Source organism: Streptomyces endocoffeicus, assembly GCF_016741935.1.
Classification (GTDB): domain Bacteria; phylum Actinomycetota; class Actinomycetes; order Streptomycetales; family Streptomycetaceae; genus Streptomyces; species Streptomyces endocoffeicus.
Genome location: NZ_JAERRG010000001.1, coordinates 1,653,980 through 1,674,407, shown reverse-complemented (window position 1 = coordinate 1,674,407; position 20,428 = coordinate 1,653,980). Strand labels below are relative to the sequence as shown.

The window sequence follows — 20,428 nt, the reverse complement described above, 5'->3', positions numbered from 1 at the left end:
AACGAAGGCGCCCCAAACCCATCAGACCCTGGCTGCCGCTGCTCGCCGCGCTGCTCATGGTCCTCGGGCTGAGCTCGGGGACGGCGACGGTGGCCTACGGGCAGGACGACACCCGGCAGGCCGCCGCACAGCAGACCCTCACCTGGACCGCGGGTGACGACATCACCAAGTACGCCTCGGCGCCCACCACCGCGGTCGCCGGGAAGACCACCATCGTCTTCGAGAACAGCACGGCCACCGGCAACACCATGGGGATGCCGCACACCCTGACCTTCGATGTCTCCGACCCCGAATACAACAACGACGTCCCGCTGAACATCCTCGCCAACCCCTCGGACGACAGCGGCGGCAAGCACACCGTCGAGGTCACCCTCAGCCCCGGCCGCTACCGCTACCACTGCACCATCCCCGGCCACGGCCAGATGCAGGGCATCCTGGTGGTCACCGACGGCGGCGGGGGCGAGGACACCACCGCGCCCGACGCGTCGGCGAAGGTCGAGGGCGAGAAGAACGCGGACGGCGCGTACATCGGGATGGCCACCGTCTCGGTGTCCGCCACCGACGAGGGCTCCGGCGTGGACCGGATCGAGTTCGCCGAAGGCGACGGGGCGTTCCAGCCGTACACCGCCCCGGTGATGGTCCACCAGGTCGGGCAGCACACCATCCGCTACCGGGCGGTGGACAAGGCGGGGAACGTGTCGGAGGTGAAGTCGGTGGACTTCACCGTGGTGGCGCCGCCGACGGACGACTCCACACCGCCGGAGACCTCCGCCACCGTCTCCGGTGAGAAGGATCCGTCCGGTGCGTACATCGGCATGGCCACCGTGACCATCACCGCCTCCGACACCGGCTCCGGGGTCAACCGGATCGACTACGCCCTGGGCCAGGGGGAGTTCCAGCCCTACACCGGTCCGGTGATGGTCCATGACGCGGGCGCGCACACGGTGCGCTTCCGGGCGGCGGACAAGGCGGGCAATGTGTCGGCGGTGAAGTCCGTGGACTTCACGGTGGTGGTCCCGCCGGCCGAGGACACCATCCCCCCGTCGACCTCCGCGCAGGTCGACGGCACGAAGAACTCCGACGGCGCCTATGTGGGCAGCGCCAAGGTGACGCTCACCGCCGCGGACGACGACTCCGGGGTGGATAAGGTCGAGTACTCCCTGGACAGCGGCCCGTACCTCGCCTACACCACCCCCGTGGTGGTGGACCGGGTGGGCCGTCACACCGTGGCGTACCGCGCCACCGACAAGGCGGGCAACACCTCCGAGGCCCGGCAGATCGCCTTCACCGTGGCCGAGGGCGGCGGGGTGCCCGCACCCGCGTGTCCGGAGTGGGACGAGCGCCTCACGGTGATCGTCGGCACGGTGGACACCGGCGTCCCCAACCGCATCACCCGCAGCCGCTGCACCATCAATGAGCTGATCGAGGACGAGAAGGACTGGTCCTCCCACGCCCTCTTCCTCAAGCACGTCACCGCCGTCACCGACAAGCTGCTCGCCGACGGCGTCGTCGACCAGCGCGAGTACCGGGCGATCAACAAGGCGGCCAAGCAGTCCGGGATCGGCAAGCCCGGTCAGGACGAGGGCTACCGCCCGCTGTTCGACGGCACCAAGAAGTCCCTCGACAGGTGGCAGCACGTGGGCGGCGGGGCCTTCGGTCTCAACGACGACGGCAGCATCACCAGCAGCACCTCGGTCCAGGGCATGGGCATGCTGTGGTTCCCGCAGCGGACGTACGACGACTTCTCGCTGAAGCTCCAGTTCCGCGATGACGCACCCGGGACGGGCAATGCCAACGGTGGTGTCTTCGTGCGCTTCCCGTACGTCCATGACCACCCCGAGGAGTCCCGCCCGGAGTGGGTCGCCATCAAGTACGGGCACGAGGTGCAGATCCTCGACCGCCCGGACGGCGATATGTACAAGACCGGCTCGATCTACGGGTTCGACCGGGTCGGGCTGGCCGGGGCGGGGGTCACCCCCAAGGGCAGCTGGAACGACTATGAGATCCGGGTGGTGGGTCAGCACTTCTCGATCTACCGCAACGGTGTGCTGCTCAATGAGTTCGAGAACACCGGCGGCCAGGAGTTCACCCCGCCGCGCTCGGACGACCCCGGCACGGACGGCCGTCGGTACTCCTCCGGGTACATCGGTCTCCAGGTCCACAGCACCGATGATGTGATCTCGTACCGCGACATCCGCATCAAGGAGCTGTAGGAACCGCCTCGTACGGTATGAGGAACGGCGCGAGGGTGAGTGGCCGCCGGAGCACCCCAGTCCCCGGCGGCCACGGACCACGGACCACGGGCCCTGACGTTACCTCAGGTAACACTCATCGGTAACCCCTGTGCTCCAGACATGCCAAACCCCGCTCCCGGCTTGCGGAAGCGGGGGTTCGCCGTACTGGTTTGACGTACCGTCAGAAGATTGGGGCGGTCAGGACGCCAGGGTGTCCAGAACCCCCTGCCCGTACTTCACCAGCTTGTTCTCACCGACCCCGCTCACCGTGCCGAGCTCCTCGAGCGTGGCCGGGGCAAGGGTCGCGATCTCGCGCAGAGTGGCGTCGTGGAAGACCACATACGCGGGGACGCCCTGCTCCTTCGCGGTCGTCGCCCGCCAGGCGCGCAGCCGCTCGAAGACCGGCACGGCCTCCTCCGGCAGATCCACCGGGGCCTTCTTGGCCTTCCCCGAGGCCCCCGTCTTCGTCTTCGCGGTGCGCGACGCCTTCTCCGGCTCGCGCCGCAGCCTGACCTCGCGCTGCCGGTTCAGCACCTCCGCGCTCGCGTCGGTGAGCACCAGCGTGCCGTAGTCCCCCTCGACGCCGAGCACCCCCTGGGCCAGCAACTGCCGTACCACGCCGCGCCATTCGGCCTCGCGCAGCTCGGACCCGATGCCGAACACCGACAGCGCGTCATGGTCGAACTGGATGACCTTGGCCGTCTTCTTGCCGAGCAGGATGTCGATGATCTGCCCCGCGCCGAACTTCTGGTTGCGCTCCCGCTTGAGCCGCACCACCGTGGACAGCAGCTTCTGCGCGGGGACGGTGCCGTCCCAGGACTCCGGGGGCGTGAGGCAGGTGTCGCAGTTGCCGCAGGGGGTGGACTGCTGGCCGAAGTACGCCAGCAGCCCCACCCGGCGGCACTCCACCGTCTCGCACAGCGCCAGCATCGCGTCGAGATGGGCGCCGAGGCGGCGCCGATGGGTGTCGTCGCCCTCGGAGGTGTCGATCATCTTCCGCTGCTGGACCACATCCTGGAGCCCGTACGCCAGCCATGCGGTGGAGGGCTGCCCGTCACGCCCGGCCCGGCCCGTCTCCTGGTAATAGCCCTCCACGGACTTGGGCAGATCCAGATGGGCCACGAACCGCACATCGGGCTTGTCGATCCCCATGCCGAACGCGATCGTGGCCACCACGACCAGGCCGTCCTCGCGCAGGAAGCGCGCCTGGTGCTCGGCGCGGGTCCGCGCGTCAAGACCCGCGTGGTACGGCACCGCGTCGATGCCCTGGGCCACCAGGAACTCGGCCGTCTTCTCCACCGAGGAGCGGGACAGGCAGTAGATGATCCCCGCCTCGCCCGGGTGCTCGGTGCGCAACAGCTCCAGCAGCTGCTTCTTCGGCTCGTTCTTGGGGGCGATCCGGTACTGGATGTTCGGGCGGTCGAAGCTGGCCACGAAGTGCAGCGCGTCCTGGAGCTTCAGCCGGGACGCGATCTCGGTGTGGGTGGCCTCGGTGGCCGTCGCGGTCAGCGCGATCCGGGGCACGGTGGGCCAGCGCTCGTGCAGCTCGGACAGGGCCAGATAGTCGGGCCGGAAGTCGTGCCCCCACTGGGCCACACAGTGTGCCTCGTCGATGGCGAACAGCGAGACCGTGCCCCGGTCCAGCAGTCGCAGCGTGTGCTCGACCCGCAGCCGCTCCGGGGCGAGATAGAGCAGATCCAGCTCGCCCGCGAGGAACTCGGCCTCGACCATCCGCCGCTCGTCCAGGTCCTGGGTGGAGTTGAGGAACCCGGCCCGCACCCCGAGGTTCCGCAACGCGTCGACCTGGTCCTGCATCAGCGCGATCAGGGGCGAGACGACGACGCCGACGCCCTTCCGCACCAGCGCCGGGATCTGGTAGCACAGCGATTTGCCACCGCCGGTCGGCATGAGGACGAGCGCGTCACCACCGGCCACCACATGGTCGATGATCTCCTGCTGCCCTCCCCGGAACGAGTCGTAACCGAAGACGCGGTGCAGAACGCCGAGCGCCTCGCTCGTCTCGGGGCCGGGCGCGTCGCTCATATCGGGGCCGGTGTCGGGGAGAGCCATCCGGCGATTCTAGGGGGCCGGGAGGTACTCGCGGTGACCGCCTGTGGACAACCGGCCGGATGAGGCAAGGTGGGTGGGCACAGTGGCCGATGAGACGGCGACATGCCATGCTCATGCCCACTTGCTCCGTCCATCCTTCCCCCACGAGGAGGCCGATCGTGAGAGCCGGCAAGTTCATACGTGCCTTACCCGCCGCGGTGACAGCGGTGCTCGCCCTGACGGCCGGGCAGGCCGTGGCCGCCCCCGCCTCCGCCGCCCCGGCGGAGCACACCGCCGCCGCGCGGACGGTGACGTACGACGCCAGCGGGGCCGCCGAGTTCAAGGACGCCGTGGCCAAGGGCGCGGCGATCTGGAACCAGAGCGTGGTCAACGTCCAGCTGAAGCCGGTCGCGTCCGGGCAGCGGGCCAACGTCCGCATCATCGCGGACAACGGCTGGCCCCGCACCCTCTCGACCGGTCTGGGCAGCGGCACGATCTACTTCGGCCGCGAGGCCGTCGACGAGGGCTACAACACGGTGCGGATCTCCTCGCATGAGCTCGGCCACATCCTCGGTCTGCCGGACATGAAGCCGGGGCCGTGCTCGAGCCTGATGTCCGGCTCCACCGCCGGGGTCTCCTGCACCAACCCCAACCCGAACGCCGCCGAGAAGGCCGAGGTCGAGGACAGCTTCGGCCTCGTGGGCTCGGGCGCGACGGCCGCCGCCACGCCGCGGCTGTACCGGGACTGACCCCGATGTACCGGGACTGACCCGATGTACCGGGAGTGTGCGGGCCGGGAGCCGGGCTCCCGGCCCGCACACCCCGTCACCGCCACCGTCACCGTGGTGGTGCGCGGTCAGACGGTGATCACCTCGGTGTCGGGCAGTGCCCGGAACGGGCCGAGCTGGTCATCGGTGGCGCCGCTGTCGGTGACCAGCGTCCACGGCCGGTCCAGCGGGGCCCAGGCGGTGAACGGGGACTGGCCCAGCTTGCTGCTGTCGGCGAGGACGTACACCTCCTTGCCGCGGTCGGCCATCATCTCCTTGAGCGAGGTCTGCTGGAGGCTCGCCTCGCATATCCCCAGCCGCGCGTCCAGCCCGTCGGCGCCGAGGAAGACCTTGTCCGCGGTCAGCCGGGACAGGGTCAGCTCGGCGAGCGGTCCGACGAAGCCCTGGCTGACATGGCGCAGGGTCCCGGCGAGGGTGATCAGCTCGATGCCGTCCGCCTCGGCCAGCTCGCGCAGCGCGGTGAGCCCGCAGGTGATCACGGTCAGATCGACGCGGGCGCGCAGATGGTGGGCGAGCCGTCCGGTGGTGGTGCCGGCGTCGAGGATGACGGTGTCGCCCGGCCCGATCCGCGCGGCCGCCCAGCGCCCTATGCGGTCCTTCTCGGCGACCGCGAGTCCGCTGCGCTGTCCCAGGGTGGGCTCGGCGGTATGACCGGCGCTCATCGCGCCGCCGTAGGTGCGGGCGATGGCGCCCTGTTCGGTGAGGAGCGCGAGATCCCGGCGGATGGTGGAGGGCGTCACCTCCAGCGAGCGGGCCAGCTCCTCCACGACGACCGTGCCATCGGTCTGGATCATCCGGGCGATCAGTTCCCGGCGGTCCCCGGCGCGCAGCCGCCTGCGCTCCTCCGCCCCGACCTCCTGACGCATCGCGGCCCCCATCCTTCCGTAACTCTGCGCGACTCTGCGCAGCCCTGAGCAACCCTACCAGTCTGCGCATTTCGCGCTGTTTCGCCGCGGACGCGGGGCAGATGCTTGCGTGTTACGTGCAATCATGCGAGCGTGCCGCTCACAACACGCATGGGGTGAGACGGCCGTACAACTCCCCGAAGGAGAGAAGCCGACAGCATGAACACTTCCCCCGCCGACTTCGCGGCCCGGCTGCGCGCCCGCCGGCGGATCATCGGCTACTGGGTCGTCCTCGACAACCCCGTCGGCACCGAGCGGCTGGCCGGGCTCGGCTACGACTACATCTGCGTCGACGCCCAGCACGGCCTCCTCGACTACAAGGGCACCCTCGGCGCGATGACCGCGATCGACGCCCGTGGCACCGCCGCCGGTATGGTGCGCGTCCCGGGCAACGACGGCTTCTGGATCGGCCAGGCCCTCGACGCCGGCGCCCGCGGGGTGATCGTCCCGCTGGTCAACACCGCCGAGGAGGCGGCCGCCGCGGTGAGCTACTGCCGCTACCCCCCGCTCGGGGTGCGCTCCTACGGCCCGATGCGCTCGGGTCTGCGGGTCGGCCCCGCCCCGGCCGAGTCCAACCGGCAAGTGGCCTGCGTCGTGATGATCGAGACGGCCCGGGGACTGGCCAACACCGCGGAGATCTGCGCCACGGACGGTCTCGACGGCGTCTACATCGGCCCCTCCGACCTCACCATCGCACTCGGCGGCCGTACGTCGACGGACACCTCGGTGGCGGAGAAGTTCGAGGCGGCGCTGACGAAGGTCGCCGAGGAGGCACGGACCGCGGGCATCGCCGCCGGTATCCACTGCCCCGACGGGGCCACGGCCGCCAGGCGCCTGGCCCAGGGCTTCACCTTCGCCACGGTCAGCAGTGACCTGGCCCACCTGGAGCAGGCGGCGGCCGCGCATCTGCGCGACGCGACCGACGCGACCGGCTGAGCGCACCCTCCCGGGCACTCTCCGGGGTCCCGGGCGCCCTCCGGGGTCAACTCTCCACACGCAGCGGCGGGTCGGTCAGGCCCCGGGCCCTCGGCAGCAGCACCGTCCGCAGGGCGACCGAAGGAGACAGCAGCCGGGACGGGCCCGCCGCCAGATAGGTGACATCGCGGAACGCCGCGCCGACCACCCGGTCGACCGCCGCCCGATCCGCCAGCCGCCCGAAGTACCAGCTCCGCAGCCGCTCGGCCGCGCCCGGCGGCGTGGCGTCCGCGTCCGTGGCGTACGGGCGGTCCGCGCCCACGGCGGTCAGCCAGGCGGTGTCGCTCGCCCGGGCCACGGCGCGCTGCGCCGCGGCCGCGAAACCGGGCCGCAGGCCCCCCTCGGCCAGGCAGCGGCGCAGGGCCAGCCCGCTGAGGGCGGCCACCGCCATGCCCTGGCCGTAGATCGGGTTGAAGGTGCAGGCGGCGTCCGAGACCGCGAGGAACCCCTCGGGCGCCCCGCCCGGGGCGTCGTAGTGGCGGCGGCGGTTGGAGGTGTCGCGGAACCCGTACGGCGGGGACACCGGCTCACAGGTCAGCAGGTGTTCGTACAGCGCCGGCTCGCCCAGGGACTTGACGAAGCCGGGCACCTCCGAGCTCTCGGTCGGCGGATGCTGACCGCGCACCCCCGACAGTGTCAGCAGCCAGTGGCCGCCCTCGACCGGGGACCATGCCGCACCGCGCGGAAGGTCCGGGCGCGGCTGGATGACCATCACCATGTCCAGCGGTTCGGCAGGCCGGAACATCTGGGTGCAGTAGCCGATCCCGGCGTCCACGACCTCCTCGCGCGGTGCCGGGGCGCCCAGTTCGGCCAGCCACTTGGGGGCGCGCGAGCCACGCCCCGAGGCGTCCACGACCAGATCGGCGGTCAACTCCCGCTCGGCGCGCTCGGCGTCCCGCGTCCGCACCCGTATGCCGGTGACCCGGTCCGCGTCGCCGAGCAGCCCGGTGGCCTCGGTGCCCTGGAGCACCTCCACCCGGGTCCCGGACCCCTCGGCCTCGGCGAGGACCCGCGCCCGTACGGTGGCGTCGAACAGCGCCCGGGTGCAGCTGGTGGTGGCGTGTCTGCCCTCGTGGAAGCGGCGCTGCCAGCCGTTGGGGGCCTTGGTGATCACATCGCGCGGCGCCTCCAGACGGTGTGCGCCGGCCGCCTCCAACTCCCCGTTCAGCCCGGGTAACAGCTCTTCCAGGGCGCGCCGCCCGCCGCTGAGGAAGACATGCAGATGACGGCCCTGGGGCACGCCCTTGCGGAAGGCGGGCTGGTCCGGGTAGCGGTCGCGCTCCACCAGGGTGACCGTGTCGACGTGGCCGAGGAGCGCGCCCGCCGCCAGCGTGCCCGCGAGGCCCCCGCCCACCACTACCGCGTCGCCCTTGCCCATATGCCCGCCCCTCCCGCCGACCGTGATCGATAACGGCCCAAGCCTGGTGTCCCGGGCTTGGGCCGTCAACCACACACGGTTACGGGACGACCACGATCTTCCGGCCCACGCCCGCCTTGAACTGGTCGAGCGCCTTGGGGTACTCCTCCAGCGGCATCCGGTGGCTGATGAAGATCTTCGGGTCCAGCACCCCGCTCGCGAACAGCCCGGCGGCACGCTCATAGCTGTGCAGCACGGCCATCGAGCCGGTGATGGTGATCTCCTGGTTGTAGATCTTGTACGGCTCGATGGTGGCCCGCGTCGCGTAGTCGGAGACACCGAACTGCAGGAACGTTCCGGCTTTGGCCACCCGGCCCAGGCCGTCCTGAATGGCGGCCTGGTTGCCGGTGGCGTCGATGACCACGTCCCAGCCCCGCGGCTGGTCCAGCTCGTCCGCCGAGGCGGCGGACCGGGAGCAGCCGAGGGTGGTGGCGGTGGACAGCCGCTCGGAGTTGACATCGAGCATGTCCACGCTGGTGGCGCCGGTCCGCTTGGCCAGCTCCAGCATCATCAGCCCCATGGTGCCCGAGCCGTAGATGAGCACCTCGGCGCCCAGGTTGCCGTTGAGCACGTCATAGCCGCGCACCGCGCAGGACAGCGGCTCGATCAGGGCCGCGTCGGCCACGTCCACCTGCTCGGGCAGCTTGACGCAGTTGGCCACCGGGGCCACCGCGAACTCGGCGGCCCCGCCGGGGACGCTGACCCCGATCGCGTTCCAGTTGTCGCACAGATTGCCCCGGCCGATCCGGCAGTAGCGGCACTCATGGCAGTGCAGGGAGGGGTCCACGGCGACCCGGTCGCCCACCGCCAGCTCGGTGACATCGCTGCCGACGCCCACGATCTCACCGGCGAACTCATGCCCGGGGACGATCGGCAGCGTGGGCGCGAACTCCCCTTGCAGGATGTGCAGATCGGTGCCGCACAGCCCGCAGGCCGCCACATCCACCACGACCTCACGGGGGCCCGGGGTGGGGTCCGCGACGGTGGCGACGGTGACCTTCCCGGGGGCTTCGATGACTGCGGCCCTCATTTGACTGCTCCTAGAGACAGGCCCTGGACCAGCTTGTCCTGGGCGGCGAAACCGGCGGCGAGCACCGGCAGGGAAATGACCATCGACGCGGCGCACACCTTGGCCAGGAACAGCCCCTGGCTGGTGACGAAGGTGGTCAGGAAGGCCGGGGCGGTCTGGGCGACCACACCGGTGAGCACTTGGGCGAAGAGCATCTCGTTCCAGCTGAAGATGAAGCAGATCAGCGAGGTGGCGGCGATGCCCGGCCCGGCGATCGGGGCCACGACCCGCCACAGGATGGTGGGCAGCCGCGCCCCGTCCATCTGGGCGGCCTCGATGATCGACACCGGGATGTCGGCGAGGAAGGACTGCATCATCCACACCGCGATCGGCAGGTTCATCGAGGTGTAGAGGATGACCAGCAGCCAGACGTTGTCCAGGAAGTTGATGTCCCTGGCGAACAGGAACACCGGCAGCAGTCCGGCCACCACCGGCAGCATCTTGGTGGACAGGAAGAAGAACATCACATCCGTCCACTTGCGCACCGGCCGGATCGACAGCGCGAACGCCGCCGGAAGCGCCAGCAGCAGCACGAAGCAGGTGGAGAAGAGGGATGTGCCCACCGAGTTGAGCAGCGCGGGCCAGGGGCTCGCCCCGCCGCCCACGCCGAAGAAGTCCTTGTACCCGTCGAGGGTCAGCGGAGCGGCCAGCGACGGCGGGTTGGTGGCGGCGTCGGCCTCGGAGTGGAACGAGGTCAGCAGCATCCACAGCACGGGCAGTACGAAGACGATGCCGACGAACCAGGCCAGCACGCCGAGCGCGGCACCGCGCCGCTTGGCCCGGCGGGTGGCTTCGGGAACGGATGTGATGGTCACCGGGGTGCTCACGGCGGTCATGCGCGGGACGCCTCCTCACGGAAGAGGGACGACACCACGCGCAGCGCGAAGGTGGCGATGACGATCGTGCCGATCACCACCACGACCCCCGCGGCCGATGCCAGCCCGTACTCGTGGGCGTTGTAGAAGGTTTCGTAGATGGTGTAGGGGAGGTTGGCGGTGTCCAGGCCACCGCGGGTCATGGTGAACACGGCGTCGAAGTTCTGCACGATGTAGATGGACCCCAGCAGGGTGCCGAGCTCCAGATAGCGGCGCAGATGCGGAAGCGTCAGAAAGCGGAAGATCTGCCAGCCGCCCGCCCCGTCCAGCCGGGCCGCCTCGACCATGTCCAGCGGGCGGCTCTGCAGCCCGGCGAGCAGGATGAGCATCATGAACGGCGTCCACTGCCAGATCAGCGACGCCTCCACCGCGATCAGCGGCGTATCGGTGAGCCACTCCGGCTGGGGCCCGCCCAGCCAGTTGAGCACGCCGTTGAACAGGCCGTACTCGGGGTTGTACAGCGCGTGCTTCCACAGCAGCGCCGAGGCCACCGGCACCAGCAGGAACGGCGCGATGAGCATGGTGCGGACCAGGCCCCGGCCGCGGAACTTGCGGTCCAGCAGCAGCGCCAGCAGCAGCCCCAGCACCACGCTGACGATCACCACGGAGGCGGTCAGCAGCACGGTGGTGACGATGGACTCGCGCAGCGATTCGTCGCTGAGCACCGTCTGGTAGTTGTCCAGCCCCGCGAACGCACGGCGGTCGGGCCGGAACGAGTTCCAGTCGAAGAGCGAGATCACCAGGGTGGCCACGAACGGAAGCTGGGTGACCACGATCAGGAAGATCAGCGCGGGCAGCAGCGGTGCCCGGGTGGCCCACTCCCGGGCCCGGTTCCGGGTTGCCTTGGGACGCCCCGCGGAGGCGGGAGCCGCGCTCGGTGGCCGCTGGCCACTCACGGGTACTGCCGTCGTCGGATTACTCATCGGTACTCCTCGCCGACCTTCTCGGCCAGCTTCTGCGAATTCTTCAATGCCGTATCGACGGACTGCTTTCCGGCGATGGCGGCGCTGATCTCCTGGGCGACCTTGGTGCCGAGATCGGCGAATTCGGGGATGTCGACGAACTGGATGCCGATGGTCGGCCGCGGCTGCACTCCCGGATCACGCGGCTTGGCACTGAGGATCGCCTTGCGGGTCTCCTCGGAGAAGCTGCCGGCGGTCTCGCGGTACTCCGGAGAGGTGTAGGTGGACGACCGCTTTCCCGCGGGCACATTGGCCCAGCCGAAGTTCTTGCCGACCAGGGCCTCGTACTTCTTGCTGGATGCCCAGGAGATGAACTTCCACGCGTTGTCGGGGTGGCGCGATGCCTTCTGGACGCCCCAGGCCCAGGTGTAGAGCCAGCCCGAGCTCTGGGTCTTCACCACCGGCGCCTGGACATATCCGATCTTGCCCTTGACCGGGGACTTGCTCGCCTCCAGCGACCCGGCGGCCGAGGTGGCGTCGTACCACATGGCGCTCTTGCCCTGGGTGAGGTTGTTCAGGCACTCGGCGAAGCCCGACTGGGCCGCACCGGCCTCACCGTGCTTGCGCACCAGGTCGACATAGAACTTGGTCGCCTTGGTGAATTCCGGCGAGTCCAGCCGCGCCTTCCAGTCCTTGGTGAACCAGGTGCCGCCGAAGGTGTTGACCACCGTGGTGAGCGGGGCCATCAGCTCACCCCAGCCGGGCAGTCCGCGCAGGCAGATGCCGTTCATCCCCTTGCGGGAGCCGTCCACCTTGGCCGCGATGTCCGCGACCTGCTGCCAGGTGGGCCGCTCGGGCATCTTCAGATGCTTCTCGGCGAGGACGTCCTTGCGGTACATCAGGAACGACGACTCACCGTAGAAGGGCTCGGCGTAGAGCTTGCCGTCCTCGGCGGTCAGCGACTGCCGCATCGAGGGGAGGACGTCCTTCTGGTCGAATGCCTTGTCCTTGGCGGCGTAGCCGTCGAGCGGCATCAGCCAGCCGTTCTTCGCGTAGAACGGCACCTCGAAATTGCTGATGGTGGCCACGTCGTACTGGCGCGCCTGATTGGCGAAGTCCTGACTGATTTTGTCGCGGACCTCGTTCTCGGGCATCATCGTGAATTTGACCGTGATGCCCGTTTCCTTGGTGAAGTATTTCTTGGTGAGCTTCTGCAGGTCCACCATCTGGGGGTTGTTCACCATCAGGACATTGATGGTCTTGTCGCCTGAGCTGCCGCCCCCCATACCGGCGCAACCGGTGAGGAGCGCGCCCGCGGTCAGGGCCACCACCGGTATCCGGGCAGCACGAAGAGTCAGGACTGGCATAACGGGTCCAATCGAAGGGACGTGGGGAAGGAAAAACAGCGGGGGAAGGGCGTCAGACCCTGACGATCTGGGGCCCCAGCAGCGAATAGCGGTGTGCCTCGGTCAGCGGTAGACCCGTATCGGTCACGATGGTTTCGAAGTCCGAGACATCTGCGAACCGGCAGAAGCTGACGGCCCCGAATTTGGTGTGCACCCCGGAGAAGATCTTCCGCCGGGACACCCGCACCACCTGCGCCTTGACCTCGCTGACCGCCGGATCCGGGGTGGTCAGGCCGTACTGGCGGGAGATGCCGTTGGCGCCGATGAACGCCAGGTCGATGACGAAGCCCGAGAGCATATGCGTCGCCCAGTGGTCGACGGTGGCCATCGTGCCGCCGCGCACCCGTCCGCCGAGGAGCAGCACGGTGGTGTTGTCACGGGTGGCCATGCCGGTGGCGGTCGTGAGGGAAGCGGTGATCACGGTGAGCGGCCGGTCCCTGGGCAGGGCCTCCGCGATCAGCTGCGGGGTGAATCCCTCGTCGATGAAGACCGTCTCGGCGTCGCCCAGCAGATCGGCCGCCGCGGTCGCGATCCGCGACTTCTCCGGCACATGCATGGTGGTGCGGAAGGCGAGGGTGGTCTCGAAACCGGCGCTCTCCACGGGGTAGGCGCCGCCATGGGTACGCCGCACCAGTCCGTGCTGTTCCAGGACCCGCAGGTCGCGGCGCACCGTCTCCTTGGACACCCCGAGGTCGGCGGCGAGCTTGCCGACGTCGACGACGCCGGCACGCCGAGCCGTGTCGAGGATCTCCCGACGGCGTTCCTCCGCGTCCACGCCGCACCTCCTGCCTAGGTCTTTCGGCTTGCGTGGCAGTTTTACAAGCGCGCAACAGGGGAAGCCAGTCTTGGCACCACAGAGATCGTGACCGTATGCGCCCGTTTCACAACCGTTATAAGAGCAGGTCGTGATGGATGAGGCAACGGACGGTGAGGAACCCGGTTGCCTGATTGTCCACCCGGCGGGCCCGTTTCTCGCCCGTTTGCCAAAAGAGGGCGTGAACGGAGCCCGTCCGGGCGGGTTCAGATACTGGTGAATGCCCGAACGGACATGTGCTAGGGCCTGTCTGGGGTTGTGATCTGGATCAGGGAGCGGGGCGTGGTGCGTGCGATCGCAAGGCGCCGGAAGGCCCTCGTAGCGGAGCTACTAGGGCGTTTCGGCAACGCGGCGAGAGGGGGCACCTCCCAGCGGTAGCTGGGGGAGCGTGCCACGCCCCGCGAGCCCAGATCACAACCCCAGACAGGCCCTAAGAGCGGTTCAGGGCCCCGGAGGCGTCGAGAATCCGGCCCGCGACCTTGACCGAGTCCACCAGCGGGTGGAGCGCCAGGGCCCGCAGGGCCGCACCGCGGGCGATGCCCGAATCGCTGCCCGCTTCGGTCGTGGCCGCCTCGATGGCCGAGCGCTCCACCGCCTTGAGCGACAGCATCAGGCCGAGCTGGTCCGGCGCCACCGCGCCGGTCGCCAGCGGCCGCGCCCCGCCCGCGTCCACCAGACAGGGCACCTCGACCACGGCGTCCTCGTCAAGACCGGGGACGGCCGTCCGGTTGCGCACGTTGAGGATCAGCGTGGCGTGCTCATCGCGGGCGATCGCCCGCATGATGGCCAGCGCGATCCGGTCGTAGCCGCCGCCGTCCAGATCGCAGGAGTCGCGCTCCCAGCCGCCGGTGGCCTCGCGGCTCTCCGCCATGTACGTGGCCTCGCGCTCCAGCCGGGTGCGCTCCCACTCCCTGAGCGCCCCGGGCGCGCCCGAGCCCACCGTCGCGTAGAACCGGGCCTGCTGGTCGCGGAGGAACTCGCCACGGGTGGCCGGGGCCTGCCGGATCGAGGCCACCGCCTCCCGGTTGAAGTAGTAGTAGTGCAGATACTCGTTGGGCAGCGCGCCGAGCGCCCGCAGCCACTCGGCGCCGAAGAGCTTGCCCTCCTCGAACGACTCCAGGGCGCCGGTGTCGCCGAGCAGTTCCGGCAGCCGGTCCCGGCCGTCCACCACCATCCGGCGCAGCCAGCCCAGATGGTTCAGGCCCACATAGTCGTACGTGGCCCGGTCCGGGTCGGCGCCGACCGCCCGCGCGGCGCGGCGGCACAGGCCGACCGGGGAGTCGCAGATGCCGATCACCCGGTCGCCGAGCACCCGCTGCATCGCCTCGGTGACCATGCCCGCCGGGTTGGTGAAGTTGATGACCCAGGCGTCCGGCGCCGCGGTGGCGATCCGCTCGGCGATCCGCAGCGCCACCGGCAGGGTGCGCAGCCCGTAGAGCACCCCGCCCGCGCCGACGGTCTCCTGCCCCAGCACCCCTTCGCCGAGCGGAATCCGCTCGTCGTTCGCCCGCCCCTCCAGGCCGCCGACGCGGATGGCCGAGAAGACGAAGTCGGCGCCGCGCAGCGCCTGATCGAGATCGGTGGTGGCCCGGACCGAGGGGGCGGCGGGGCGGCCCGTGGCCTGTTCGGCCAGGACCGCGCGGATCGCGTCCAGCCGGCGCTGGTCGGTGTCGTACAGCACCAGTTCGGTGCAGCGCCCCGCCTCGTCCCCGGTGTCGTCGAGCAGCGCCCGGTACACCAGGGGCATACGGAACCCGCCGCCGCCCAGCACGGTCAGCCTCATACGGTCACTACCTCCACATCGCCCTCGCGGAACACGGCGAGCGTCGCCGGGTCGGAGGTCTTGTTGGTGATCAGGGTGTCGATGCCCTCAGGTCCGCAGATCCGGGCGAGACCCGTGTCGCCGGGGAACTTCCCCGCGGTGACCAGCAGCACCACCTCCCGGGCCGCGCCGAGCATGGCCCGTTTGACCGGCACCTCCACATGGGTGCTGTCCAGCACGCTGCCGTCCGGGAGCACCCCGCTCGCGCCGAGGAAGAGCCGGCCGACCCGCAGCTGGCGGATATTGGACTCGGTGAGGAAGCCGACCACCGAGCGGTAGTTGGCGCGCACCTGCCCGCCCAGCAGGATCAGGGTCACCCCCGGGTCGTCGCGCAGCTCGTCGTAGACCGCGAGATTGCTGGTCACCACGGTGACCGGGCGGCCGCGCAGCAGCTTGGCGAGCTGGAGGGTGGTGGTGCCGATGTCCAGCAGCAGCACATCGCCGTCCGCCACCAGCTCCGCGGCGGCGCGGGCCACGGCCTCCTTGTCCGCCAGGTCGTCGACCACCACCTCGTTGAACGGGCGCTCCTCGTCCTGGGTGGGCGCCGCCACCGCGCCGCCGTAGACCCGGGTGAGCCGGCCCGCCCGGCCCAGCTCGGTGATGTCCCGGCGGGCCGTGGCCTCGCTGACGCCGAGCCGTGTGGCGATCTCGCCGATGGGCAGCACGCCCTCCTCGCCGAGGATGCTCAGCAGCTTCTCGTGGCGGCTCTCTCGCAGCATGGTGGCAACGTACTGCAGATGAGCGAGTGTGCGCGACTCTGATCGACCTCTTGCATTCACCCCGGGTGAGGTGCAAGGTGTCGCTCACGCCATATCGCGAACAAGCCCTGCCGCACAAGGAAAGGCACGTAGGTGAGCACCACGGCCGGAACCCCCGATCCGATCCACCCGATCGACCCGCTCGCGGCGCTGCGCGCCTCCACGGACCCCGAGCACGACGTCTACCTCACCGGCACCGTGTTCCTGGACATCATCTTCACCGGGCTCGACCACGCGCCCGTCCGCGGCACCGAGTCCTGGGCGCGCGGCATGGGATCGAGCCCCGGCGGCATCGCCAACATGGCCACCGCCCTGGCCCGGCTGGGCCTGCACACCACGCTCGCCGCCGCCTTCGGCACCGATGTCTACGGCGACTACTGCTGGGAGAGCCTCGCCCTCGGCGAGGGCGTGGACCTCACCCCCTCCCGGCGCGTCCCCGGCTGGCACTCCCCGGTCACCGTCTCCATGGCGTACGAGGGCGAGCGCACCATGGTCACCCATGAGCACCCGGCCCCGCCGCCCGCCGTCCGGGGCGCGCCGCCGCGCTCCCGCGCCTGTGTGGCCACCTTCGAACCGGGGCGGCAGGAGGACTGGGTGCACCGGGCGCACGCCCAGGGCAGCGAGATCTTCGCCGATGTCGGCTGGGACGAGACCGGCCGCTGGGACCCCGCCGCGCTCCCCGATCTGCCCTACGCCCACGCCTTCCTGCCCAACGCCGCCGAGGCCCAGCGCTACACCCGCACCGACAGCCCCGAGCGGGCGGTGCGGGCCCTGGCGGAGCTGGTGCCGATCGCCGTCGTCACCCGGGGTGCCGAGGGCGCCGTGGCCATCGACTCGCTCACCGGGGAGCGCGCCGAGGTGCCCGGCCTGCCCGTGGACGCGCTGGACCCGACCGGGGCGGGCGATGTCTTCGTGGCGGGATTCATGACCGGCACGCTCGCGGGCTGGCCGCTCGCCGACCGGCTCGCCTTCGCCAACCTCACCGCCGCCCTCTCCGTCCAGCACTTCGGCGGCTCCCTTGCCGCGCCCGGCTGGCCGGAGGTGGCCGCCTGGTGGAACCGTGCGCGGCAGGCGGCCGATGGCGGTGCGGACGCGGCCGGACTCGCCCGCCGCTACGCCTTCCTGGGCGATCTGATCCCGGACCGGGTGCGCGGCTGCGCACGGCTGCGGGCCCTGCCCACCATCGGCTTCCGGGTGCACGACAGTGCCCAAAGGTCCTGACGGTCCTGATCACCGCATCGAGGAGAACCCCATGGAACTCGCCCGTACCGGGGCGCGCCGGACCCGCGGCAGAGCCGTCCCGGCCGCGCTCGCCATCGGCGTCGTCCTGCTCGCCGCGGGGTGTGTCCCCGGCACCGACGGCTCGGGGGCCGCCGGTGCCGGGACCGGCGCGGCCACCGCCATACCCGATCCGGCGAAGGCCGGAAAGACCACGCTGACCGTGTGGGACCAGGAGATACGCGGCGGGACCAACGGCGAGATACAGCAGCTGAACCGGGAGTTCGAGCGGAAGTACCCCAATGTGCGGATCAAGCGGGTCGCCCGGAGCTTCACCGATCTGAAGACCACCCTGAAGCTGGCCGTATCCGGCAACCATCCGCCCGATGTCATCCAGGCCAACCAGGGCTACCCGGACATGGTGGCCTTCGTCCGGGCCGGGCTGCTCGCCCCGCTGGACAACTACGCCGGGATCTACGACTGGAACAGCCGCTATCCCGCCACCCTGCTCAACCTCAACCGGGTCTCCGCCGACGGCAATGACTTCGGCAGGGGGCGGCTGTACGGCATCTCCCAGACCGGCGAGTACATCGGCCTCTACTACAACAAGGACCGGCTGAAGCAGGCAGGGCTCCAACCCCCGCGTACCTGGGGCGAGTTCACCGACGGCCTGGCCAGGCTCAAGGACCGCGGCGAGCTGCCGATCCAGTTCGGCAACCTCGACAAGTACCCCGCCATCCACACCTTCGGGGTGCTGCAGGACCAGCTCGGCGCCGCCGACGCCCGCGACACCGTCCTCGGCCGCGGCGACGGCTTCGACAACGCCGCCACCAAGAACGCCGCGGCCACCCTCGCCGACTGGACGAAGCGCGGCTATCTGCCCGGCGGCGCCAACGGCCTCGGCTACGACGACGCGGCCAAGAAGTTCGCCTCCGGCGACGGCGCGTATCTGCTGACCGGCACCTGGCAGCTGGCCGACCTGAAGAAGCCCATGGGGGAGAGGCTGGGCATCATGCCGCCCCCGCCCGCCAAGGCCGGTGGCGACCCCGTCACCACCGGGGGCCAGGGCCTCGCCTGGTCCATCACCTCCCGCTCCCGCCACCCGGAGGTGGCCGCCGCCTATCTGGACTTCCTCACCGACGCACACGCCGCGGACGTGATGACCCGGCACGGAGTGCTGCCGGCCGTCCCCGCGAAGGCCGCGGCAGGAGTGAGCCCGGACAGCGCCGACGGCCAGATGATCGCCGGATGGAAGCGGCTGAGCGCCGCCGATGGACTCGTCCCGTACCTGGACTACTCCACCCCCACCTTCTACGACACCCTCTCGGCCGCCCTCCAGGGCGTGGTCAGCGGCAAGACCTCCCCCGACAGCTTCGCGGGGACCCTCCAGAAGGACTACGGCGCCTTCGTGAAGAAGCAGCGCGAGCAGCACGCCGCGGCGGGACCCCGATGAGGCTCGCCGCCCTGACCAGGGCATACCGCCGCCGCGCCCCCGGCGAACCGCGCGCCATCGGCTATCTCTACATCCTGCCCGCGCTGATCGTGTACGCCGTCTTCCTGCTCTACCCCTTCGGGCAGTCGGTGTGGCTGTCCTTCGTGCACTGGGACGGGCTGACGGTCGCCACCCCCGCCGGATTCGACAACTACCGCGCGCTGTTCAGCGATCCGAGCCTGCGCGCCCCCTTCCTCCACGCGCTGCTGCTGCTCGTCTTCTACGCGGCCCTGCCGGTGGCGATCGGGCTGCTGCTGGCCGCCGTGATGTCCCGGGCCCGGGTCCGGGGGATGACCTTCTTCCGTACGGTCCTGTTCCTGCCGCAGGTCCTCGCGCTGATCGTGGTCGGCGTGGCCTGGCGCTCGATCCTCGCCCCCGACGGGCTGCTCAACGACGTCCTGCGCGCCGTCGGCCTCGGCGGCCTCGCCCGCCCCTGGCTCGGCGACTACACCTGGGCGCTGCCCGCCGTCGGCGTCGTCGGCACCTGGGTCGGCACCGGGCTGTGCATGGTCCTCTTCCTCGCCGGGGCCCAGCGCATCCCGCGCGAGCTGTACGAGGCGGCGCGGATGGACGGCGCCGGGCCGCTGCGCGAGTTCCGCACCGTCACCCTGCCCGGTCTGCGGCCGCAGATCGCGGTGGCGCTGACCCTGACCATCGTGGCGGGGCTGCGCAACTTCGACCTGATCTACATCACCACCAGCGGCGGCCCCGGAAACGCCACCTCCGTCCCCGCCTACGAGGTCTACCACCGGGCCTTCGAGACCAACCAGGTCGGCTCGGCCGCCGCCGTCGGCGTGGCCCTCACGGTCCTGATCTTCGTCCTGACCGTCACGGTCTCCCGGCTCGTGGAAGGGCGGCGGGCATGACCACACGCCTGGAACGCACCGTCACCTACGGCATCCTCGCCCTCTTCACCGTCATCGCCCTCACCCCCGTGATCGGCATCCTCTCCACGGCCTTCGGCTCACAGAGCTCCCTGGACACCGGCTTCTCACTGCCCAGGGACGGACTGCACTGGAGCAACTTCGCCGACGCCTGGAGCCGTGGCCACTTCGGCACCTATCTGGGGAACTCGGTGCTGGTCACGGCGGTCGTGGTGGCCGCCACCACCGTGCTGGCCATCCTCGCCGCGTACGCCTTCGGGGTGATGCGCTTCCCCGGCTCCACGGTGCTGTTCCACCTCTTCGTGATCGGGCTGACGCTGCCGCAGGAGGCGCTGATCGTCCCGCTCTACTTCGATCTGCGCCACGCCGAACTCACCGACAGCTACTGGGCGTTGATCCTGCCCCAGACCGCGCAGTCCCTGGCCTTCGGGGTCTTCTGGATGCGCACGTACTTCCGTGGCAGCGCCCGGGCGGTCATCGAGGCGGCCCGGATCGACGGGGCGAACACCTGGACCACGCTGTGGCGCGTGCTGGTCCCGATGGGCCGCCCGGCGATCTCCACCATGGTCGTGATCACCTTCATGTGGACCTGGAACGAATTCCTGATGGCCCTGGTGATGGTCAGCGACGAGGCCCACCGCACGGTCCCCCTCGGCCTCGCCTTCTTCCAGGGCCAGCACAGCTCCGACGCGGCGCTGCTCGCGGCGGCCTCGGTGCTCATCGCCCTGCCGGTGGTCGTGGTCTATGTGGCACTGCAGCGCCGGTTCATCGAGGGCATGCTGGGCGGGGCGGTGAAGGAGTGAGCCCGGCGGGCACCGGG

General features: G+C 70.4%; 17 protein-coding genes. 7 read left to right on the top strand and 10 right to left on the bottom strand.

Features of this window, described 5'->3' with window-relative positions; translation table 11 throughout:
• Positions 1–56 precede the first annotated feature (56 nt).
• Positions 57–2,213, top strand: a complete 2,157-nt coding sequence (locus JK364_RS06265; protein WP_230991558.1) for an OmpL47-type beta-barrel domain-containing protein — start codon at positions 57–59, stop codon at positions 2,211–2,213.
• Between the two features lie 219 nt (positions 2,214–2,432).
• On the opposite strand, the gene recQ is transcribed toward JK364_RS06265, so the two are convergent.
• Positions 2,433–4,304 carry a DNA helicase RecQ gene (gene recQ / locus JK364_RS06260; protein ID WP_201848227.1) on the bottom strand — a complete coding sequence of 624 codons (1,872 nt, stop codon included), beginning with the start codon at positions 4,302–4,304 and terminating at the stop codon, positions 2,433–2,435.
• Between the two features lie 158 nt (positions 4,305–4,462).
• On the opposite strand from recQ, the gene JK364_RS06255 reads away from it, so the two are divergent.
• Complete coding sequence (locus JK364_RS06255) at positions 4,463–5,032, top strand: snapalysin family zinc-dependent metalloprotease (RefSeq protein WP_307841168.1); 570 nt, start codon at positions 4,463–4,465, stop codon at positions 5,030–5,032.
• 107 nt (positions 5,033–5,139) lie between these two features.
• On the opposite strand, the gene JK364_RS06250 is transcribed toward JK364_RS06255, so the two are convergent.
• Positions 5,140–5,937, bottom strand: coding sequence for a DeoR/GlpR family DNA-binding transcription regulator (locus JK364_RS06250; protein WP_230991324.1), 798 nt, complete (start codon positions 5,935–5,937; stop codon positions 5,140–5,142).
• Between the two features lie 198 nt (positions 5,938–6,135).
• Between JK364_RS06250 and JK364_RS06245 the strand changes: the two genes are divergently transcribed.
• On the top strand, positions 6,136–6,912 hold the full coding sequence (locus JK364_RS06245) for an HpcH/HpaI aldolase family protein (protein WP_201848224.1): 777 nt from the start codon (positions 6,136–6,138) through the stop codon (positions 6,910–6,912).
• Between the two features lie 46 nt (positions 6,913–6,958).
• Here JK364_RS06245 and JK364_RS06240 read toward each other — a convergent pair whose 3' ends face one another.
• From JK364_RS06240 to JK364_RS06205, 8 genes are all read right to left on the bottom strand, one after another.
• Positions 6,959–8,329, bottom strand: coding sequence for an NAD(P)/FAD-dependent oxidoreductase (locus tag JK364_RS06240; protein WP_201848222.1), 1,371 nt, complete (start codon positions 8,327–8,329; stop codon positions 6,959–6,961).
• Positions 8,330–8,408: 79 nt separating this feature from the next.
• Positions 8,409–9,398: a zinc-dependent alcohol dehydrogenase family protein gene (locus JK364_RS06235; protein ID WP_201848220.1), complete on the bottom strand. Its 990-nt coding sequence runs from the start codon at positions 9,396–9,398 to the stop codon at positions 8,409–8,411.
• Positions 9,395–10,273, bottom strand: coding sequence for a carbohydrate ABC transporter permease (locus JK364_RS06230; RefSeq protein WP_198278218.1), 879 nt, complete (start codon positions 10,271–10,273; stop codon positions 9,395–9,397). Before JK364_RS06230 ends, JK364_RS06235 begins: the two co-directional genes overlap by 4 nt.
• The gene (locus JK364_RS06225; RefSeq protein ID WP_201848218.1) at positions 10,270–11,235 is read right to left on the bottom strand and encodes a carbohydrate ABC transporter permease; all 966 of its coding nucleotides are present in this window, start codon (positions 11,233–11,235) and stop codon (positions 10,270–10,272) included. Before JK364_RS06225 ends, JK364_RS06230 begins: the two co-directional genes overlap by 4 nt.
• Positions 11,232–12,581 (bottom strand): ABC transporter substrate-binding protein, encoded by a 1,350-nt coding sequence (locus JK364_RS06220; RefSeq protein ID WP_201848217.1) that lies wholly within the window; start codon positions 12,579–12,581, stop codon positions 11,232–11,234. Before JK364_RS06220 ends, JK364_RS06225 begins: the two co-directional genes overlap by 4 nt.
• A gap of 52 nt (positions 12,582–12,633) precedes the next feature.
• Positions 12,634–13,395 (bottom strand): DeoR/GlpR family DNA-binding transcription regulator, encoded by a 762-nt coding sequence (locus JK364_RS06215; protein WP_201848215.1) that lies wholly within the window; start codon positions 13,393–13,395, stop codon positions 12,634–12,636.
• Positions 13,396–13,864: 469 nt separating this feature from the next.
• Positions 13,865–15,217 carry a 6-phospho-beta-glucosidase gene (locus JK364_RS06210; protein ID WP_201848213.1) on the bottom strand — a complete coding sequence of 451 codons (1,353 nt, stop codon included), beginning with the start codon at positions 15,215–15,217 and terminating at the stop codon, positions 13,865–13,867.
• Positions 15,214–15,975 carry a DeoR/GlpR family DNA-binding transcription regulator gene (locus JK364_RS06205; RefSeq protein ID WP_201848212.1) on the bottom strand — a complete coding sequence of 254 codons (762 nt, stop codon included), beginning with the start codon at positions 15,973–15,975 and terminating at the stop codon, positions 15,214–15,216. Before JK364_RS06205 ends, JK364_RS06210 begins: the two co-directional genes overlap by 4 nt.
• Positions 15,976–16,107: 132 nt before the next feature.
• On the opposite strand from JK364_RS06205, the gene JK364_RS06200 reads away from it, so the two are divergent.
• Genes JK364_RS06200 through JK364_RS06185 form a run of 4 tightly spaced genes read left to right on the top strand, consistent with a single transcriptional unit; the run spans position 16,108 to position 20,411 of the window.
• Positions 16,108–17,235, top strand: a complete 1,128-nt coding sequence (locus tag JK364_RS06200; protein ID WP_201848211.1) for a carbohydrate kinase family protein — start codon at positions 16,108–16,110, stop codon at positions 17,233–17,235.
• Between the two features lie 31 nt (positions 17,236–17,266).
• Positions 17,267–18,685 carry an extracellular solute-binding protein gene (locus tag JK364_RS06195; protein ID WP_201848210.1) on the top strand — a complete coding sequence of 473 codons (1,419 nt, stop codon included), beginning with the start codon at positions 17,267–17,269 and terminating at the stop codon, positions 18,683–18,685.
• The gene (locus JK364_RS06190) at positions 18,682–19,590 is read left to right on the top strand and encodes a carbohydrate ABC transporter permease (protein WP_201848208.1); all 909 of its coding nucleotides are present in this window, start codon (positions 18,682–18,684) and stop codon (positions 19,588–19,590) included. Before JK364_RS06195 ends, JK364_RS06190 begins: the two co-directional genes overlap by 4 nt.
• Positions 19,587–20,411 (top strand): carbohydrate ABC transporter permease, encoded by an 825-nt coding sequence (locus JK364_RS06185; RefSeq protein WP_201848206.1) that lies wholly within the window; start codon positions 19,587–19,589, stop codon positions 20,409–20,411. Before JK364_RS06190 ends, JK364_RS06185 begins: the two co-directional genes overlap by 4 nt.
• Positions 20,412–20,428 lie beyond the last annotated feature (17 nt).

What these genes read in the sequence shown, in the direction of transcription:
- JK364_RS06265 (WP_230991558.1), top strand. Translation starts at nt 57, where the DNA reads ATGGTCCTCGGGCTGAGCTCGGGGACGGCGACGGTGGCCTACGGGCAG.
- recQ (WP_201848227.1), bottom strand. Translation starts at nt 4,304, where the DNA reads ATGGCTCTCCCCGACACCGGCCCCGATATGAGCGACGCGCCCGGCCCC.
- JK364_RS06250 (WP_230991324.1), bottom strand. Translation starts at nt 5,937, where the DNA reads ATGCGTCAGGAGGTCGGGGCGGAGGAGCGCAGGCGGCTGCGCGCCGGG.
- JK364_RS06245 (WP_201848224.1), top strand. Translation starts at nt 6,136, where the DNA reads ATGAACACTTCCCCCGCCGACTTCGCGGCCCGGCTGCGCGCCCGCCGG.
- JK364_RS06240 (WP_201848222.1), bottom strand. Translation starts at nt 8,329, where the DNA reads ATGGGCAAGGGCGACGCGGTAGTGGTGGGCGGGGGCCTCGCGGGCACG.
- JK364_RS06235 (WP_201848220.1), bottom strand. Translation starts at nt 9,398, where the DNA reads ATGAGGGCCGCAGTCATCGAAGCCCCCGGGAAGGTCACCGTCGCCACC.
- JK364_RS06230 (WP_198278218.1), bottom strand. Translation starts at nt 10,273, where the DNA reads ATGACCGCCGTGAGCACCCCGGTGACCATCACATCCGTTCCCGAAGCC.
- JK364_RS06225 (WP_201848218.1), bottom strand. Translation starts at nt 11,235, where the DNA reads ATGAGTAATCCGACGACGGCAGTACCCGTGAGTGGCCAGCGGCCACCG.
- JK364_RS06220 (WP_201848217.1), bottom strand. Translation starts at nt 12,581, where the DNA reads ATGCCAGTCCTGACTCTTCGTGCTGCCCGGATACCGGTGGTGGCCCTG.
- JK364_RS06210 (WP_201848213.1), bottom strand. Translation starts at nt 15,217, where the DNA reads ATGAGGCTGACCGTGCTGGGCGGCGGCGGGTTCCGTATGCCCCTGGTG.
- JK364_RS06205 (WP_201848212.1), bottom strand. Translation starts at nt 15,975, where the DNA reads ATGCTGCGAGAGAGCCGCCACGAGAAGCTGCTGAGCATCCTCGGCGAG.
- JK364_RS06195 (WP_201848210.1), top strand. Translation starts at nt 17,267, where the DNA reads ATGGAACTCGCCCGTACCGGGGCGCGCCGGACCCGCGGCAGAGCCGTC.
- JK364_RS06190 (WP_201848208.1), top strand. Translation starts at nt 18,682, where the DNA reads ATGAGGCTCGCCGCCCTGACCAGGGCATACCGCCGCCGCGCCCCCGGC.
- JK364_RS06185 (WP_201848206.1), top strand. Translation starts at nt 19,587, where the DNA reads ATGACCACACGCCTGGAACGCACCGTCACCTACGGCATCCTCGCCCTC.